At 71.0% G+C, this 17,157-nt stretch carries 17 protein-coding genes; 12 read left to right on the top strand and 5 right to left on the bottom strand.

The genetic code is table 11. The features are described from left to right. Positions 1-61: 61 nt before the first annotated feature. From IH09_RS28770 to IH09_RS28785, 4 genes are all read right to left on the bottom strand, one after another. Entirely contained in the window at positions 62-550 is a 489-nt protein-coding gene (locus tag IH09_RS28770; protein ID WP_052860434.1) for a helix-turn-helix domain-containing protein, read from the bottom strand. A gap of 673 nt (positions 551-1,223) precedes the next feature. Further along, complete coding sequence (locus IH09_RS28775; protein WP_131122710.1) at positions 1,224-1,907, bottom strand: hypothetical protein; 684 nt, start codon at positions 1,905-1,907, stop codon at positions 1,224-1,226. 182 nt (positions 1,908-2,089) lie between these two features. Next, positions 2,090-3,028 (bottom strand): dihydrodipicolinate synthase family protein, encoded by a 939-nt coding sequence (locus IH09_RS28780; RefSeq protein WP_052860436.1) that lies wholly within the window; start codon positions 3,026-3,028, stop codon positions 2,090-2,092. Further along, positions 3,028-3,825: an aldolase gene (locus IH09_RS28785; RefSeq protein ID WP_052860437.1), complete on the bottom strand. Its 798-nt coding sequence runs from the start codon at positions 3,823-3,825 to the stop codon at positions 3,028-3,030. Before IH09_RS28785 ends, IH09_RS28780 begins: the two co-directional genes overlap by 1 nt. 248 nt (positions 3,826-4,073) lie before the next feature. Here IH09_RS28785 and IH09_RS28790 point away from each other — a divergent pair, with 248 nt between their 5' ends. From IH09_RS28790 to IH09_RS28800, 3 genes are all read left to right on the top strand, one after another. Beyond that, a complete protein-coding gene (locus IH09_RS28790) occupies positions 4,074-4,646 on the top strand; it encodes a helix-turn-helix domain-containing protein (RefSeq protein ID WP_110952645.1) in 573 nt (190 codons plus the stop codon). A gap of 90 nt (positions 4,647-4,736) precedes the next feature. Continuing rightward, positions 4,737-5,150, top strand: coding sequence for a TIGR03618 family F420-dependent PPOX class oxidoreductase (locus IH09_RS28795; protein WP_052860438.1), 414 nt, complete (start codon positions 4,737-4,739; stop codon positions 5,148-5,150). Positions 5,151-5,385: 235 nt separating this feature from the next. Next, positions 5,386-9,219 carry a S8 family serine peptidase gene (locus tag IH09_RS28800; RefSeq protein WP_205379449.1) on the top strand — a complete coding sequence of 1,278 codons (3,834 nt, stop codon included), beginning with the start codon at positions 5,386-5,388 and terminating at the stop codon, positions 9,217-9,219. 137 nt (positions 9,220-9,356) lie between these two features. Here IH09_RS28800 and IH09_RS28805 read toward each other — a convergent pair whose 3' ends face one another. Further along, positions 9,357-9,809 (bottom strand): Fur family transcriptional regulator, encoded by a 453-nt coding sequence (locus IH09_RS28805; protein WP_052860440.1) that lies wholly within the window; start codon positions 9,807-9,809, stop codon positions 9,357-9,359. A 566-nt stretch (positions 9,810-10,375) separates the two neighbouring features. On the opposite strand from IH09_RS28805, the gene IH09_RS28810 reads away from it, so the two are divergent. The 9 genes from IH09_RS28810 to IH09_RS28850 all read left to right on the top strand — a co-directional run bounded on the left by IH09_RS28810 (position 10,376) and on the right by IH09_RS28850 (position 17,037). Then, complete coding sequence (locus tag IH09_RS28810) at positions 10,376-10,585, top strand: DUF2180 family protein (RefSeq protein WP_052860473.1); 210 nt, start codon at positions 10,376-10,378, stop codon at positions 10,583-10,585. A 380-nt stretch (positions 10,586-10,965) separates the two neighbouring features. After that, positions 10,966-11,883, top strand: coding sequence for a diiron oxygenase (locus IH09_RS28815; protein ID WP_052860441.1), 918 nt, complete (start codon positions 10,966-10,968; stop codon positions 11,881-11,883). Continuing rightward, positions 11,880-12,713, top strand: a complete 834-nt coding sequence (locus tag IH09_RS28820) for a class-II aminoacyl-tRNA synthetase family protein (RefSeq protein WP_052860442.1) — start codon at positions 11,880-11,882, stop codon at positions 12,711-12,713. Before IH09_RS28815 ends, IH09_RS28820 begins: the two co-directional genes overlap by 4 nt. Beyond that, entirely contained in the window at positions 12,710-13,150 is a 441-nt protein-coding gene (locus tag IH09_RS28825) for a holo-ACP synthase (RefSeq protein ID WP_094792649.1), read from the top strand. The genes IH09_RS28820 and IH09_RS28825 overlap by 4 nt, the downstream gene beginning before the upstream one ends. Continuing rightward, complete coding sequence (locus tag IH09_RS28830; RefSeq protein ID WP_052860443.1) at positions 13,122-13,361, top strand: acyl carrier protein; 240 nt, start codon at positions 13,122-13,124, stop codon at positions 13,359-13,361. The genes IH09_RS28825 and IH09_RS28830 overlap by 29 nt, the downstream gene beginning before the upstream one ends. Further along, entirely contained in the window at positions 13,361-13,831 is a 471-nt protein-coding gene (locus IH09_RS28835; RefSeq protein ID WP_110952647.1) for a MaoC family dehydratase, read from the top strand. The genes IH09_RS28830 and IH09_RS28835 overlap by 1 nt, the downstream gene beginning before the upstream one ends. Positions 13,832-13,860: 29 nt before the next feature. Continuing rightward, on the top strand, positions 13,861-14,679 hold the full coding sequence (locus IH09_RS28840) for an SAM-dependent methyltransferase (RefSeq protein ID WP_052860444.1): 819 nt from the start codon (positions 13,861-13,863) through the stop codon (positions 14,677-14,679). A gap of 89 nt (positions 14,680-14,768) precedes the next feature. Further along, positions 14,769-16,226, top strand: a complete 1,458-nt coding sequence (locus IH09_RS28845; RefSeq protein ID WP_052860445.1) for a catalase — start codon at positions 14,769-14,771, stop codon at positions 16,224-16,226. Between the two features lie 28 nt (positions 16,227-16,254). After that, positions 16,255-17,037, top strand: a complete 783-nt coding sequence (locus tag IH09_RS28850) for an MBL fold metallo-hydrolase (RefSeq protein ID WP_052860446.1) — start codon at positions 16,255-16,257, stop codon at positions 17,035-17,037. The last annotated feature ends 120 nt before the right edge of the window (positions 17,038-17,157 follow it).

The raw sequence follows: 17,157 nt of genomic DNA on the forward strand, positions 1-17,157 counted from the left end.
CTCGTCTCCGGTCCGCCGCCAGGTAGAGAAGATCCGGTCGCGCTGGTCGGTCGGTGCCGGCTCACTCACCACCCGGCTCACCCCTGTGGGCGGGCGGATCGGCCGGCAGATTCATCTGCTGCCGGAACTGGGAGATGATCGTCGTCAGACTGTCCTGCACCTCGGGCGGCAGCCCGACGGAGCGCAGCGCGATGGCGCGTACCCGCTGGTCCCGCATGGCGGCGAGGAAGCGGACCTCTTCCTCCACCCGCGCGGCCTGCGGCTGCGAGAGATCACCGAGCAGGTAGCCGACCGGTACGGCGAAGAACTTGCCCAGTGCGCGCAGCAGTTCCGGACTCGGGTTCGTCCGTCTGCCGTTGCGCAGCATCGACAGATACTGCTCGGTGACCTTGACGCCGCCGTACTCCGCCGTCCCGTTGCTGATCTCGTCGGCCACGAAGGCGTTGGTGTACGGCGCCCCGGGCGGGTGCATGTTCGCGAAGAGATGGTTGAGCCGCTCCGCGAGCGCGCCGCCCGCCCCCTCGGCCCGGCCGTCGCCCCCCACTGTCATGCCCACCGTCCTTTGGCTGCCTCAAGTCGAACCGGCCCGGCGACGGCCCCGTCTCCCGAGGGCACCGGCCGTACGGCGGCTCCATCGATCGAGCCCAACGCCCAGTTAAGGCCGTCGGAGCCGCAGTACGCATCCTGTCATGCCAGGAACGGGGTGCACCAGTCCACATACGGACAGTGAGGATCGCCGGACTTAACCAGGGGTTGAGCATCGGCCCTCGCCGACGGGTGGGCGGCGGCCACGCGTGCCGCCGTACGGCCGTCGGCACGGTGCGGCGCCTGTGACGGACCCCCGCCACCTCGACGAGCCGGTACATCGCGCCAACTGCCCGTGCTGGACAGGAACTTGGCGATCATCCGAATTCACCGGCCCGTACGCCCCTGCCCGGCCGACGGAAGAGCCCGCCGGGCCGGGGGTCCGCCGATCCGGTCACGGAAAGATGAGGTTCTCCGCGAGTGCGTGCCGTCGGGGTACGGAACCGAGCGGAGTCAGCGGTGGAGTCGACGCTGCGGACCGGTGCGGCTACGGAGCGCTCCGTAGCCGCACCACTCGGCGTAGAAAGCGATGACGCGGCGGGGAAACCCCGGCACCAAGGGCGGTTCTACCGACGGCGCCGGCCGACGGCGGGCGGCGGACGGCTGCCGCGCGCCGCCTTCGGCCTTTGTCCGTCCGCTCAGCGGGTGCCCCGAAACCTGCTCGTGCCGACCCACGCCAGGAACAGTCCGCCGGCCAGGACCGCGCCGCCGCCGATGAGGACGTCGGTGTTCGCTCCCTCGTCGCGCTGCTCCCGGCGGCCGACCTTGTCGCACGGCCCGCTCGGCAGGTTGAGCCCGATGCACTGGTCCCGGGGGCCTACCTTCTTCCCGCCGTAGGTGAGCACCGTGTGGTTTCCGGGCAGACCGACCAGGATCACCATCAGCGCGCCGCACACCAGCAGCACCCCGGCGGCGAGGAACCAGCCGATGGCGGCCCCCCATTGCCACCGCCGCGCCGTCCGCGCGGCCGGCTCCGCCACGCGCCTCGGGCCCCGCACCGCGAGTTCGACCTGGACCTCCCTGGACGAACCGTCCTGGCGGGGAATCACCAGCCAGGAGCAGGACCCGTGCTCGTGCACCAGCCATATCGCCTCGGGGAGCGCCACCCGTTGCTCACCGTCCGGCTGCGGCAGTTCTCGGAGCTCCCGCAGCGCCCGGGTGCGCAGCGGCGACCCGTTCGCCGGTGCCGACAGTTCCCGCTCCAGTGCCGCCCGCGCCTCCCGAGGTGACTCGTACCCCTCGCGCGACCGGGAGCTCCGGTACGGGAAGTTGGCGTTCTCACGATCATCCAGGACCACTTCGGTCCATCCCCACCGCGACATGGCCCACACCCTAGCCACCGGCGGGAGCCGCGCCCATGCCGATTCCGCCGGTCGGGTATCCGGCATGGGCGGCGGACTAGGCGCTCCGGCCGGGTGGGGCGGCGGCGCCGCCGGTGCCGCCCGGCACGGCCCGCCGTCCACGCCGCTCGCCCGGAGCCACAGCGGCGGCGGGACAGCCGCCCTCAGGTGGCGGGGCCTCCCCCGACGGTGGCCGCGCTCTCCGGCGGCGGGCCGGAGCCGAGCCGCCCGAGCAGTTCCCGGAGTTGCTCCGTCTCCGCGGCCGGTAACGGCAGCAGTGGCGGTCGCGGCGGGCCGGCCGACCGGCCCTGGAGGGCCAGCCCCGCCTTGATCGCCCGCGGCAGACCGTGGCCGACGATGAACCTCAGGAACGGCGACAGGGCCGCCAGCAGCGCGTCGGCCCGCTCCCCCGCCCCCTGCCGCTCGGCGGCGTAGAGATCGAGGCACCACCGGGGCACCAGACAGGGGGCCGCGGTGCACCAGCCGGCCGCACCGGACCGGAAGGCGTCGAGGGCGACCGGATTGTTCCCGTTGTAGACCGAAAGGGCCCCGTCGGACCTCTCCAGGAGGGCGCGGAAGCGCGCGACGTCGCCCGAACTCTCCTTCACCATGGTGAGGTTGGGGATATTCTCGGCGAGCGCGACGACGGTCTCGGGCAGCAGGTCGACGCCGCTGGTACCGGGGTTGTTGTAGAGCATCACCGGCAGGTCGGTCGCGGCCGCGACGGTCGCGAAGTGCCGCGCCAGTTCGTCCTCGGTCAGTTTCCAGTACGTCTGCGCCAGGACCATGATCGCGTCGGCTCCGTTGCGGGCGGCCGTGCGGGCCCGGCGCACGGTGGTCTCCGTGCTCCAGTGCGAGACGCCGACCACGGTCGGCACCCGGCCCGCCACGGTCTGGACGGCCGTCTCGCAGACGGCGTCCCACTCGGCGTCCCGGAGATAGGCGCTCTCGCCGGTGCTGCCGAGCGGGGCGACGGCGTGGCTGCCGGCGTCCACCAGATCGCCGGTCAGCCGGCGCAGTGCCGCCAGGTCGGGTTCCCCGGTGTCGGGGGAGAACGGGGTGACGGGGTAGGCGATGATGCCGTGCAGCAGTGGGGTCGGCATCAGATCCGCACCTCGCCCGTGACGCAGTCGGGGTGGCGGCGCAGGGCCCGGCGCGCGTAGTACGCGAAGTTGGCCTGGTTCCGCCGGTCGGTGGAGGTCCAGTCGTGCGCTTCGCGGGCGAGGGCCGGGGGCAGCGGCCGGACGGTTCCCGCGGACATCGCGAGCAACTGGAGGCGGGCGGCCCGCTCGATGAGTATCGCCAGGTTGCACGCCTCCTCGACGGTGGCGCCGGTCACGAGCTGACCGTGATGGGCGAGCAGCACAGCCCGCTTGTCACCGAGGGCCGCGGAGATGATCTCGCCCTCCTCGTTGCCCACGGGCACACCCGGCCAGTCCTTCAGGAAGGCGCAGTCGTCGTACAGGGGTGTGGTGTCCATATGGGAGACCACGAGGGGGACTTCCAGCATGGCGAGCGCCGCCGTGTGCAGCGAGTGCGTATGGATGACGCAGTTGACGTCCTCGCGCGCCCGGTAGATCCAGGAGTGGAACCGGTTCGCGGGGTTGGGCATGCCCGTCCCCTCCAGGACGTTCAGGTCCTCGTCCACCAGCAGCAGGTTCTCCTCGGTGATCTCGTCGAAGCCGAGGCCGAGCCGCTCGGTGTAGTAGCTGCCCGGCTCCTGTCCGCGGGCGGTGAGCTGGCCGGCGAGCCCCGAGTCGTGACCGCCGTCGAACAGGATGCGGCAGGTCAGGGCCAGCTTCTGCCGGGTTGTCAGCTCCGTGTCGCCGAAGTGTTCGCGCATCTGCCGCTCGGCGCGGCCGATGAGCACGTCCTTCGTCTCGCCCAGTGTCTTCGCCATATCCGCTCCAGTTCCGGGCGCCGGCGCCGCCGGCGGGCCCAGTCGCCCGGTGCCGCTCTCGGCGACGGCACCGTCGGGAAAGCTCAGGAAAGCTCAGGAAACCGAATTCACTATAGGACACAAGGTGTCATGAGACCAGGTGTGCCCCCGAAGGTCATCGCCTGCGGCCGGACGGCCGCAAGAAGACATACTTGGTTTCCCGCCAGGCCGCCGGCCGGCCCGCGGGGGCGGCACGAAGGGAAGCAACGGTGATCAATCGGGTACGGCAGCTGCGCAAGGAGCGGCTCATGACGCTGGAGGCGCTCGCCGAGCGCGCCGGTGTCACCAAGAGCTATCTCTCCAAGGTCGAGCGCGGCCACAGCATGCCGTCCATCGCCGTCAGCACCGCACTCGCCCGCGCCCTGGACGTCCCGCTCGACAGCCTCTTCGCCGATACCGAACGGCTCGCCGATGTCACGGTGACCCGAGCGGACGAGCGGCGGCCGCTCACCCCCGGCCAGGAGCCCGGCTCCCGCTACGAAGGCATCGCGCTGCGGACCGGCAATAAGCGGATGACGCCGTTCATGCTGTATCCGCCGCACGACGCCGGCCCCGTGCCCTTCCGGGACCACCCCGGCGAGGAGTTCCTCTTCGTCCACGAAGGACGCGCCGAACTGCTCTTCCCCGCCCGCTCCGTCGAGCTCGGACCGGGCGACTCCGTCTACTTCAAGGCCACGGTCCCCCACAAGGTCCGCTCACTGAGCTCCGAGCGCGCCGCGCTGCTGCTCATGGTCTGCGACAACCGGAGCGGACCGGAGACCTCGCACCCGCACCTGCCCTGACGCGCCGAGCGGCCCGCCCGGCCGCCACCGCCTGCGGAGCCGCGCGGTTCCGACGCACCACCCCGACCCCACCCCACGTAAGGAAGTGCCGTGACCGGCGAACCCCCCGCGGACCCCACCACGCAGCCCGGCTTCTGGGAGGAGCGGCGGACCTGCTTCCTCAGCACGCCCCGGCCCGACGGCAGTCCGCATCTGGTCCCCGTCGGCGTGACCTACGACCCCCGCACCCGCATCGCCCGCGTCATCAGCAGCGGCACCAGCAAGAAGGTCCGCAACGTACGCGCCGCGGGCCCCGGCGTCCGGGTCGCGGTCAGCCAGGCCGAGGGCCGCCGCTGGTGCACCCTCGAAGGCACCGCCGTCATCAAGGACGACCCCGAGTCCGTCGCCGACGCCGAGCGCCGCTACACCGAACGCTACAAAGCGCCGCGCCCCAACCCCGAGCGTGTGGTCATCGAGATCACCGTCACCCGCGCCATGGGCACCGCCAAACCGCCGGGCTGGTGATGGTGGACGGGCCCACCGCGCCCCGGTCCCCCGCAGCGGAGCACTCGTCCTGACGTACCGTCAGTGATGCCGTGCCGCACGCCGTACCGCCCGTACGGCGTGCGGCACGGCACTCCCGGGGTGGCGGACTCCCGCCAGGGCGGTGAACCGTCAGGACGAAACCGCCGAAGGGAGCGCCCGTCGGCCCGAAGATGTCCTCCGTCTCTGTTCCCCCGCAGAACACGGAGTGCCTCTCTTGCCATCCTCAACCTCACGCCGTCGTGGGCTGATAGCCCTCGGCACGGCCCTGGCGACCCTGGCGGTGCCCCTGTCGGGCGCGTACGCCGACGGGCCGGCCGCCGCCGGTCCCCCGGCCGCCGCCGCGCGGGCCGCCGCCACCACCGACACGCATACGGTCACCCTCATCACCGGCGACCGGGTCACCGTCAAAGCCCTCGCCGACGGCCACCGCGTCGCGAGCGTCGACCGGCCGAAGAAGGCCGTCGGCGGGGTGCGCACCCAGACCGTGGGCAAGGACCTCTACGTCTTCCCGGACGGGGCGCTGCCGTACCTCGCCGCGGGCGTCCTGGACCAGCGGCTGTTCGACGTCACCCGGCTCATCGCCGACGGCTACGACGACGCGCACACCGCGAGCCTGCCGGTGATCGTGCAGTACGGCGGCGCCGGCGCGGCCCGGCAGGCGGCCGGCCCGCTCACCGGGCTGACCACCCGCCGGTCCCTCCCCGCGATCAGCGGTGCGGCGGTGTCCGCGGGCCGCGCCCGGGCGGCCCGCCTCTGGCAGGACCTCACCCCGGCCGGCTCGCTCACCCGCGCCAAGGCCCGTTCCGCCGCTGTGAACGCACCCGAGGGGCAGGCCCGGCCCCGGGCGGCGGCCGGCCCCGCGGTCTTCGGCGGGAACATCGGCCGCATCTGGCTGGACGGCAAGGTCAAGGCCACCCTCGCGGAGAGCACCGCGCAGATCGGCGCGCCGGACGTCTGGCGAGCGGGCACCGACGGCACGGGCGTGAACGTCGCCGTCCTGGACTCCGGCGCCGACACCGGGCACCCGGATTTCGCGGGGCGGATCGCCTCCTCCCAGAGCTTCGTGCCCGGCGAGGACGTCACCGACCGCCACGGGCACGGCACCCACACCGCGTCCACCGTCGCCGGTACCGGTGCCGCCTCCGGCGGGAAGGAGAAGGGTGTCGCCCCCGGCGCGCGCCTCCTGGTGGGCAAGGTCCTCGGCGACGACGGTTTCGGCGACGAGTCCTGGATCATCGCGGGCATGGAGTGGGCGGCCCGGACCGAACACGCCAAGGTCATCAGCATGAGTCTGGGCACCTCGGAGGCGAGCGACGGCACCGACCCGATGAGCCAGGCCGTCGACGACTTGTCCGCGGCCACCGGCGCGCTCTTCGTCGTCGCCGCCGGCAACTCCGGCGCCGGGGGTATCGGAGCACCGGGCGCGGCGACCGCCGCGCTGACCGTCGGCGCCGTGGACGCGGACGACGCCCTGGCGTCCTTCTCCAGCTGGGGGCCGCGCCAGTCCGACGGCGCGCTCAAGCCGGAGGTGACCGCACCCGGTGTGGACATCCTCGCCGCCCGTTCGCAGTACGCCGCCGGCTCCGGCTCCTACGTCCGCATGAGCGGCACCTCCATGGCGACCCCGCACGTGGCCGGCGCCGCCGCGCTCGTCGCCCAGCGGCACCCGGACTGGACCGGCGGGCAGATCAAGGACGCCCTGGTCAGCACCGCGCACGCGACACCGGACATCCCGGTGACCCAGGGCGGCACCGGCCGCCTCGACGCCCGGACCGCGGCGCTCGGCACCGTCCACGCCGAGGCCACCGCCTGGTCCGGGTTCTACACCTGGCCGCACACCGGCGACCGGCCGTCCGCACGGACCGTCACCTACACCAACACCGGTGACCAGGACGTCGGACTCGATCTGGCCACCGCGGCGAAGGACGCGAACGGCGCCGCCGTGCCCGCGGGCGTCTTCACCCTGTCCGCGCCGGCCGTGACCGTCCCGGCCCACGGCACCGCCGCGGTGACCCTCACCGGCGATCCGAACGCGGCCCCGTACGGGGCCACCGCGGGGCTGCTGTCGGCGACCGACGCCCACGGCACGGCTGTCGCGCACACGCTGATCGGCCTCGACCGCGAGGACGAGCGCTACGACCTCACCATCCGGGCCACCGACCGCGCGGGCAGACCGCTGTCCGGCGTCGCCGCGCTCTACCGGACCGGTGACGCGATTCCCACGCAGGTGCAGATCCCCGACGACGGGGTGCTCACCCTGCGCCGGCCCAAGGGCGAGTACTCGCTGCTCATGTACGCCGACCTGCCCGGTGCCGCGGGGCCGGACGATATGGGCCTGGCCGTACTGTCCGCACCGCAGATGACCCTCGACCGGGACCGTACGGCGCGGCTCGACGCCCGCCAGGCCCACCGCGTCTCGGCCGTCGCGCCGCAGGCCACCGAGGACCGGATGACCCGGATCGACTGGAACCGCGTCGCGGGCGGTGTCCGGTTCAACGCCAACTACCTGGTCCCGCTCACCTACACCAGCGTGTGGGCGCAGCAAACGGACCGGGTGACCAGCGGCAGCCTCAACTTCGCCGCCCGCTGGCGCAAGGCCGCCCCGCTGCTGACCGTCGAGGCCACCGGACCGTACCCCGGCGAGCGGGGCTTTCCGGACCTGGTCGTCCAGGCCGGTTCGACGCTGCGGCCGGCCGGCAGCAGCCGGCTCGGCGTGGTCTACGCCGGTCTCGGCAGGACGGCCGACTACGCGGGCCTGGACGCCAAGGGCAAGGCCGTGGTCGTGCGGTACGACCGGCAGGCCGATCCGCGCGACCAGCCGAAGGCCGACGCGGCGCAGGCCGCGGCCGCCGTCGCCGCGGGCGCCGGACTCCTGCTGGTCGTCAACGACACCACCGGCCGGCTCAGTGACTGGTACGGCGCGGCGGACGGGGAGACCAAGAGCCCGATCGAGGTCGCGAGCCTCCAGCCGCACGAGGGCGCCGCGCTGATCGCGGCGGCCGCCCGCCCCGGTCTCCGGCTGGCGGTCACCTCCCGGCCGGCGTCACCGTACGTCTACGACCTGGTGGAACGGCACGACGGAGCCGTCCCCGCGACCGGTCTGACCTACCGCCCCGCCAGGAGCGCGCTGGCCCGGCTGGACTCCCGCTTCGCCGGGCAGGCCGGCACCACCGGCGACAACGCCCGGTACGACATGCAGGACTTCGACATCTACGGCTTCGGATACGGCACGGAACAGGCGCTGGCGGCCACCCGCACCGACTGGGTGACGCCGGGCGACGGGGCGTTCACGTGGTACGAGGAGTCCGGTACCGCGACGCTGGAGGAACGGTCGCTCCGCACCGATCCGAAGAAGGGGTCCAGGACCGGCAGCGACTGGTTCCTGCCCGTCGTCCACCCGCGCCTGAACCCGAGCCAGTCCCTGCCGGGCCGGCAGGGCGACTTCCTCGTCCTCAACGTCCCCGGCTGGGGCGACGGAGGTGCGGGCCACAACGGCTTCGACCGGAACCTGTGGGAGGCGAACGACCCGCTGCACGAGACGGTGACGCTCTACCAGGGCGACACCGAACTCGGCTCGACCGCCTACCAGCAGCTCACCGCGACCGCACCGAGCGGTGCCCCGCTGCCGTACCGGCTGGTGGCCGAAACCAGCCAGCACGGTGTCTTCCCGACCTCGACGCAGACCCGGACGGAATGGACCTTCACCTCAGGGAACGGGTGGGCGCTGATACCGCTGATACAGCTCGACCACGGTGTCGCCACCGACCTGTCCGGTAACGCGGCACGCCACACCGCCCTCACCCTGACCGCATCGCAGCTGCCCGGCGTCACCGGGGCCGGACGGATCGACGCCGCGACCCTCCAGCTCTCCTACGACGACGGCGCGCACTGGACGCCGGCCACCCTGCGCGCGACGGCCGACGGCAGCTGGGCCACGACGGTGACGGCGCCGCGTACGGCCCGGTATGTCTCGCTCCGCGCCACCGCGCGGGACACCGCGGGCAACACCGTCAGCCAGACGGTGGTACGTGCCTACGGCCTGAATTAGCACCGGCCGCCGGGGAGGGGCCGTCGGTCACGGCCCCTCCCCGGCTTGGGCCGGTCCGTGCTTCCTTCCCGGGCCCCGGCAGGAGGAGATACGTTTCCCGCCGCCGGTGGACGGGTGCGATCACGCCGTCCGCGGCCTCAGCGGTCCGCCGCCTGCCGAGCGGAATGGCAGCTTTCGCACAGTCCCCACCAGATGATCTCGGCTTCGTCGATGGTGAACCCCTTGTGCTCGAAGGGCTCCAGGCAGGGGGCCTGACCGGTGCTGCAATCGATGTCCTCGATCTGCCCGCAACCGCGGCACACCAGATGATGGTGGTTGTCCCCGACGCGCAGTTCGTAGCGGGCCGGGGACCCGGCTGGTTCGATGCAGCGGATCAGTTCGGCCTGGGTGAGATCGTCGAGCACGTTGTACAGCCCCTGCCGGGAGAGCCCCCCGGAGGAGGTCTTCCCGCCCGAGGCGATGCCGATCCGGCTCTCCAGCTCCGCCGCGGTGGAGTGCGGATGACCTTGCAGGGCGGCCAGCACGGAGCGGCGCTGTACGGTGCTCCGCAAACCCTTGGCCCTGAGCATGCCGGCTGCCACTTGGTCCATCTCGCAGTCGTACCTTCCGGTCACTGGCGGGCATCGCGCACGGGGCAGGCTCACCCGTGGCATCCGGCTGGAAACCGGCGCCACCCGCCTGCCCTCACATGCGGCGGTGTCGCCCCGTCCGCACGCCATATTGGCTGAGAACAAGTCTAGCCGGAGCATCTCGCGGCCCCCGGTGGCAAACCCCGGGTGATCCTGCGGTGAACCGGCCCGCACCCTGCGCCCGAACCGGCGCTCCGGGGGACCTGGCCGACGGTATCGGTGCCGGTGGCGGACGGTATCGGAGCTCGTGACGGACGGTATCGGCGATTGCTGCGGAGCGCCCGCATCGCGTCGGCCGGGCCTGCTTCGCGGACCCGCGAACGGGGGCGAACCTGTCACTAGAGTTGACTCCGTCCAATCTGGCGAGCTAACTTCTCAGTCGGTGGCGGAGCGTTGATCAGCCTCTCGTCGACCAGTACGCGTACGCCGTTGTTGAACCCCACCTCACGCCGAGACGCCACCTCCCCGGATCAGGAACCGCGCACTTGGGCCGGGAGTGCACAGGCGCGTACCCGATGGAGCTTCTCTTGAAGTGTTACGACTGCTGCCTTGCCGACAGGAACGGCAAGGTCCCCGTTGGCATTTGCTGCCGCTGCGGCCTCGCCGTCTGCGCCGAGCACGCACATGTCGCGCAGAGCACCATCCACAGGATGGCCGGTATGGGCAAGTCGACCAGTGACCTGCCCGCCCGCCGCGTGCTCTGCCAGACCTGTCACGGGGCCGAGCGCTCCTTCTGAGCTCCCGCGGCCCCGGAATTCCCCGCCGGCTTTCGGCGTGAAGCCCGGCGGAAGAACGGGACGCCCCGGCGATGACCGACGCCGGAGCGGACCAGCGGCCGCCTCACCTTCCTCCCCCCTGTACGAGACCGATTCCGCCTTCATGTGAAGCGGTGAACCGTCGTGCGGAACACTCCGCCGCGGATGCTGCACAGCGGAGGCCGTCGGTCTCGGGTCCGCCGGCCGGAGAAATCACCCATGCACCCGCGGGCCGGCGGATTTGCGGCGGACAGCCTGCGCTTCCCTTCCCCGTCGAAGCTCCGCGCTCCCCTGTCCAGCCAGTCGTCTCCAGCGCAGTTCCCCGAATTCACCCGCGCATTTCCCCGAATTCAGGAGATGGGATGATCAGCGAGCTGATCAGCAAGGATGAACGATTCCAGGAGATCCTCGAACGCCTGAACCGCAAATCGGTCGAGGACTACTACAACCCGTACCGGATGTTCGAGTGGCCGGACTCCCTGCCGGAGAACCGGTGGTGGATGAGCCCCGAACTCACGACCACGTACGGGACCGAGGTTGCCGCCGAACTCGACCAGGAGCAGTTATACCGGCTGTCCCGGTACGAGAGCATCAACTTCTACAGCCTCAACGTGGACGGTATCCGGGACCTCATCATCGAGGTGACCCGGCGCATCCACACCCGCGGCTTCGAGATTCCGTCGGAGTTCTTCCACCATTTCATCGGTGAGGAGAACGAACACATGTGGTTCTTCGCCGAGTTCTGCCAGCGCTACGGAGAGAAGATCTACCGCCAGGTGGAGTCGTCCGGGCAGGACGAGACGTGGCCGGAGGCCGCCAGCTTCCTGGTGTTCGTCCGCATCCTCCTCTTCGAGGAACTGGTCGACCACTTCAACAGCACGATGGCCCTCGACGAGCGGCTGCACGACACCATCCGCGCGGTCAACCGCATCCACCACCAGGACGAGTCCCGGCACATCGCCTTCGGCCGTGAACTGGTCTCCCTGCTCTTCGAGGACCTGAAGACCAAGGCGTCGCCGGAGCGGCTCGACGAGATCCGGGAGTACATCAAGCGCTACGTGAACTACAGCTTCGAGTCGCTGTTCAACCCCCAGGTCTACCGGGATGCCGGAATCCCCGAACCGTTCGCCGTGCGGCGTCGCCTGCTGGCCTCCCCGCGCAGCGCGGAGTTCCAGCAGCAGGTGCTCCGCAAGCCGCTGAACTTCCTCGTCAAGACCGGGATTCTGCACGACCGGAACCTCGCCCCCACCGGCCTGCCGACCGCACGGGGGAATTCGTGACCGCGCCGATATCGATCGCTCCGGGCGGTGCGCTCAGCATCCTCAGCCCCGACGAGACGGACCTGTTGCGCACGCTGGACCGCATCGTCACCGGCTGGGCCGAAGAGGACGGCACACGGGAGATCATCCCCCCGCCGGTCTACCCGCTGCACGACCTGGAGAAGTTCGACGTCTACCGGAACTTCCCCCATCTGCAGTTCGTCGGTGGCGCGCTGGATGTGGCCGGTACCCCGCCGGCACCGGTGGCGGGCGTCTTCGCCCGCGACGACGTCGAGCTGCCGTTCCTGGGGATGCCGCACTCCACCTGCTACGGCGCCTATCTCTACTACGAGAACCAGCCCGTGGCCCCTGACACCACCCTCACTCTCGTCAACCGGTGCTTCCGCAACGAGGACAAGTACGAGGGGCTGCGGCGGCTGCTCAGCTTCCAGATGAGAGAGGTGGTGGCGATCGGGTCGTTCGAGCACACCCAGGAGGTCCTCGATCGCTTCACCGGCCGGATCGAGCGGTTCGCCGAGGCCCTGGGCCTCGGGCTGACGAAGGTGGCGGCCACCGACCCGTTCTTCGAACGCGACGGCGCCCGCGCCCTCCTCCAGCGCCTCAGCCCGGTCAAATACGAGTTCCAGGCCGACGGTCTGGCCATCGCCTCGGTCAACACCCACCGCAACTTCTTCGGCGAACGGTGCCGCATCACCATCGAGGGCACCGGCGAGCACGCCTACACGAGCTGTGTCGCCTTCGGCCTCGAACGGTGGCTGGCGGCCCTGAGCGACCGGTTCGAGGGCGATCTGCCCCGTGCCCGCGCCGCCGTCACCGCGGCGGCCTCGTGACCGCGGCCGCGGTGCGGGTCGGCGTGGACATCGTCCCCGTCGCCCGCGTGCGGACCATGGTCGACGCCGACGGCGCCGGCCCGCTGCACCTGATGCTCACCGCGGCGGAAGCGGAGCTCAGCCGTCTCCCCGCGGGCTGGGACCTCCACGGCGTGGCCGGTCGGCTCGCCGCGAAGGAGGCGGTGTTCAAGCTGTTCCACATCGCCGACCAGCCGCTCCCGTGGACCTCCATCGAGATCCTCAAGGGCCCCGGGCAGTGGCCGTACGTCCGGCTCGCCGGGGCGGCCGGCCGGTGGGCCGCCGAGGCCGGCCTGGCGGAGATCGACATCAGCATCTCCCACGAAGACCAGTTCGCTGTCGCCGTCGCCGCGGGTGCGGCGGTACCCCCCACGCACAAGGAGGAATGCCATGCCGAACACGACATCGTCCAACCTTGACCAGGTGCGGAACTGGCTGCTGGCCAGGACCACCGAGCGCGACTCCATCGACCCGGACGAGGACCTCATCACCGCCCGCCTGGTCGACTCGCTGTCCTTCGTCGAGTTCGTCCTCACGATCGAGGAGGCCAGTGGCGTCGAGATCGACCGCGAAGCCATCGACCTCGACGACTTCCGCACCCTGAAAGCCATCGAGCGGAAGTTCTTCTGATGGGCCGTCTGCTCTACGCGCAGGACTACGAGACCGGTACGCTCCACGACCTCGGGTCGCACAAGGTCACGGCGGACGAAATCACCGCCTTCGGCCGGACCTACGACCCGCAGCCGTACCACGTCGACGAGGCGGCGGGGCGTGCCTCGGCCTTCGGCGGCCTCATCGCCAGCGGGTGGAACACCGCGGCGATCTGGATGCGCCTGTACGTGACGACGCTGCTGCCCGACGCCGCGGCCGAGGGCACGGTCGAGGGCTCCCCCGGCGTGGACGAGGTGCGCTTCCTGGAACCGGTCCGCCCCGGCGACGTGCTCAGCGGCACCTGCGAGATCATCGCGTCCCTGCCGTCCCTGTCGGCGCCCGACTTCCGCATCATCCGCAACCGCGGCCGGCTGGTGAACGCGGCCGGTACCGAAGTCCTCACGCTGATCCTGAACGCCCGGTTCCGGTCCCGTCCCAAGCATTCCTGACCAGCCCCTTTCCCCGAATGGAGCTTCACATGGAGACCGTGTCGTACACGTCGCAGTGGACTGCGGCCGCCCGCGCGCTGGAGAGCGAACGCAGTGACGCGCTGTTCAGCGATCCGCTGGCGCGGTCGCTGGCCGAACCCCGCGGGTTCGAACTCCTCGACCAGTACGGCGGCGGCGGGCTCGTCGAGTTCGTGGCCATCCGCACCCGCTACCTCGACGACGCGATCAACGACCTGGTGGGGCAGGGCGTCCGGCAGGTCGTGCTGATCGCGGCCGGTATGGACACCCGCGCGTTACGCCTCAAGCTGCCGGACGACATCACCCTGTACGAGGTGGATCACCAGGCGCTGATAACGGAGAAAGAGAAACGCCTCGCCCGGCTGGCGGCCCCGTCGCCTTCCGTGCCACTGCGACGGGTCGGGGCCGACCTGGCGGGGGACTGGTCCGCGGCGCTGCGTGACGCCGGATTCGATCCGGCGCTGCCCACCCTCTGGGTGCCCGAGGCCCTGCTGTTCTTCCTCACCGAGGAGCAGTCCGCCACGCTTCTGCGCACCCTTGCCGCCAACTCCGCGCCCGGAAGCTGGGTCGCGCTGGACATCCTGAGCAAGTCGCTGCTGCGCAACCCCGCCGCCCAGATCTTCCTGTCCGCTCTCAAGTCGGACGGGATCCCCTGGCTGTTCGGCACCGACACGCCCGAGGAGTTCCTGGCGGGCACCGGCTGGACGGTCCGGGAGCTCAAGGAACCGGGCGAGCCCGGTGCGGGCGAAGGGCGCTGGCCCTACGCCGTCCAGCCGCGCGAGGTCGGCGGCGTGGCCCGCAACTGGCTGATCCGCGCGGAACTCACGTAACCGAAGCCGGTGCGGTGGCCCGGCCCCCGCGGGGGCCGGGCCGCTCCCGGCGACCCGACAACCCATCAGCCGTACGAAGGGAAAGTGCCATGAGCGTAAGTCGTCCGGTGACGACCACGGACAGCGGTATTCCGGTACCGAGTGACGAGTTCTCCCAGTCGGTGGGCGCCGACGGCCCGCTGCTGTTACAGGACCACTACCTCATCCAGAAGCTCGCCCACTTCGACCGCGAGCGCGTCCCCGAGCGGGTGGTGCACGCCAAGGGCGGCGGCGCCTACGGAGTCCTGGAGATCACCGAGGACGTCAGCCAGTACACGCTGGCCGATGTCTTCAAGCGGGGCAAGCGCACCGAACTGTTCCTGCGCTTCTCCACGGTCGCCGGTGAACTCGGCTTCGCCGACACCGTCCGCGATCCGCGCGGTTTCGCGGTGAAGCTCTACACCGAAGAGGGCAACTACGACATCGTCGGCAACAACACGCCGATCTTCTTCATCCGCGACCCGCAGAAGTTCCCCGACTTCATCCACTCGCAGAAGCGGCGTGCCGACAACCACCTGCACGACAACAACATGCAGTGGGACTTCTGGACGCTCTCCCCGGAGACGGCGCACCAGGTGACGCTGCTGATGTCCGACCGCGGCACCCCGTACTCCTGGCGCCATATGAACGGCTACGGCAGCCACACCTTCCTCTGGTACAACGCCGCCCGGGAGAAGTTCTGGGTGAAGTACCACTTCAAGACCGACCAGGGCATCAAGAACTTCACCAACGACGAGGCCGCCGCCGCGGCCGCCGCCGACCTGGACACCCATATCCGGGACCTCCACACGGCGATCAAGAAGGGCGACCACCCGTCCTGGACCCTCCAGGTACAGGTCATGCCCTTCGAGGAGGCCGCGGACTACCGGTTCAACCCGTTCGACCTGACCAAGATCTGGCCGCACGAGGACTACCCGCCCATCGACATCGGGACCCTCACCCTCAACCGCAACCCGCAGAACTACTTCGCCGAGGTCGAGCAGGCCGCGTTCGAACCCTCGAACCTGGTCCCGGGAGTGGCGCCCTCACCGGACAAGATGCTCCAGGGCCGGCTCTTCAGCTACCCCGACACCCACCGCTACCGGATCGGCGCCAACTACCTCCAGCTCCCGGTCAACCGGCCCAAGAACGCGGTGCACTCCTACAACCGCGACGGGGCCATGCGGCTCGACAACCCCGGCGACCCGGTCTACGCGCCCAACAGCCACAGCGGCCCGGTGGCCGACCCGACCCTGCTGGCCGGCGAGGGCTACGAGGCCACCGGCGAGATCGTGCGCAGCGCCCACCGGCTGCACGCCCAGGACGACGACTTCGTCCAGCCGCGCGCGCTGTGGGAGCAGGTCATGACCGATGTCGACCGCGAGCACCTGGTGACCAACATCGTCGCGCACGCCTCGGCACCCGAGGTGCTGACGGAGACGAAGGAGCGCATCGTCGACTACTGGCGCAACGTCCACAAGGACCTCGGCAGCCGGGTCGCCCAGGGTCTGGGCGTCAACGGGAAGTGACCACGAACCCCACAGTCAGGAGCAGACCATGAGTTCGGCCGCGACCGTCACGGTACGGCGTCTCGCCTGGGCCGGGGTCGAAGTGGCCGCCGGGGATGTGCGGGTGGTCATCGATCCGCTGCAGAACACCGCGGACCTCGCCGGGTTCCAGGGCATGCCGCGGCGCCCCATGCCCGGCATCGGGGCCTCCCCGGGGGTGCGGACCCACGCCCTCATCACCCACCTCCACCCCGACCACTGCGATCGCCAACTGCTGACCGACATCGCCGGCAGCGAAGGCGGCACGGTGGGGTGTCACGCCCCGATCGTGGACGTCCTGGCCGGGATGGGGGTGACCGCGACGCCGCAGACACTGGGCGAGCGGCGCCAGCTCGGCCCGTTCACCGCCCTCCCCGTCGCCTCGCACGACTGGCGCGGTGACGACCAGGTCGCCTGGATCGTCGAAACCGCCGGTCTGCGCGTCATCCACTTCGGCGACACCATCTGGCACGGCAAGTGGTGGCAGATCGCCCGCGACCACGGCCCTTTCGACGTCGCCTTCCTCCCGATCGCCGGAGTGATGACGCGCCGCGAGGGATTCACCCCCACCAACCAGCCCGCCACGCTCACCCCCGAGCAGGCCGTCGAAGCCGCGGTCGTCCTCCAGGCGTCGACCGCCTGCGCGATCCACTACGACCTGTTCAACAACCCTCCGTACTACACCGAGCAGCACGACGTTCGCGGGCGCTTTCTGCGCGCCGCCCAGGCCAGGGGCATCCACGCGGTCGCTCCCGGCGACGGGGAACCCGTGCCGTTCGCCAGCGCCGCCTGACCACACCAAGCTCGGACACCCGCCGGGCCGTTCCCCCGTACCGCGAGCCCCGTGGTGCCCGCGGGGGCGACGGCCCGGCGGGCGCTCATGGAAGGAACATTCGTGACCCCGCCCCCCGAA

This window comes from Streptomyces celluloflavus (assembly GCA_000720995.1).
Classification (GTDB): domain Bacteria; phylum Actinomycetota; class Actinomycetes; order Streptomycetales; family Streptomycetaceae; genus Streptomyces; species Streptomyces celluloflavus.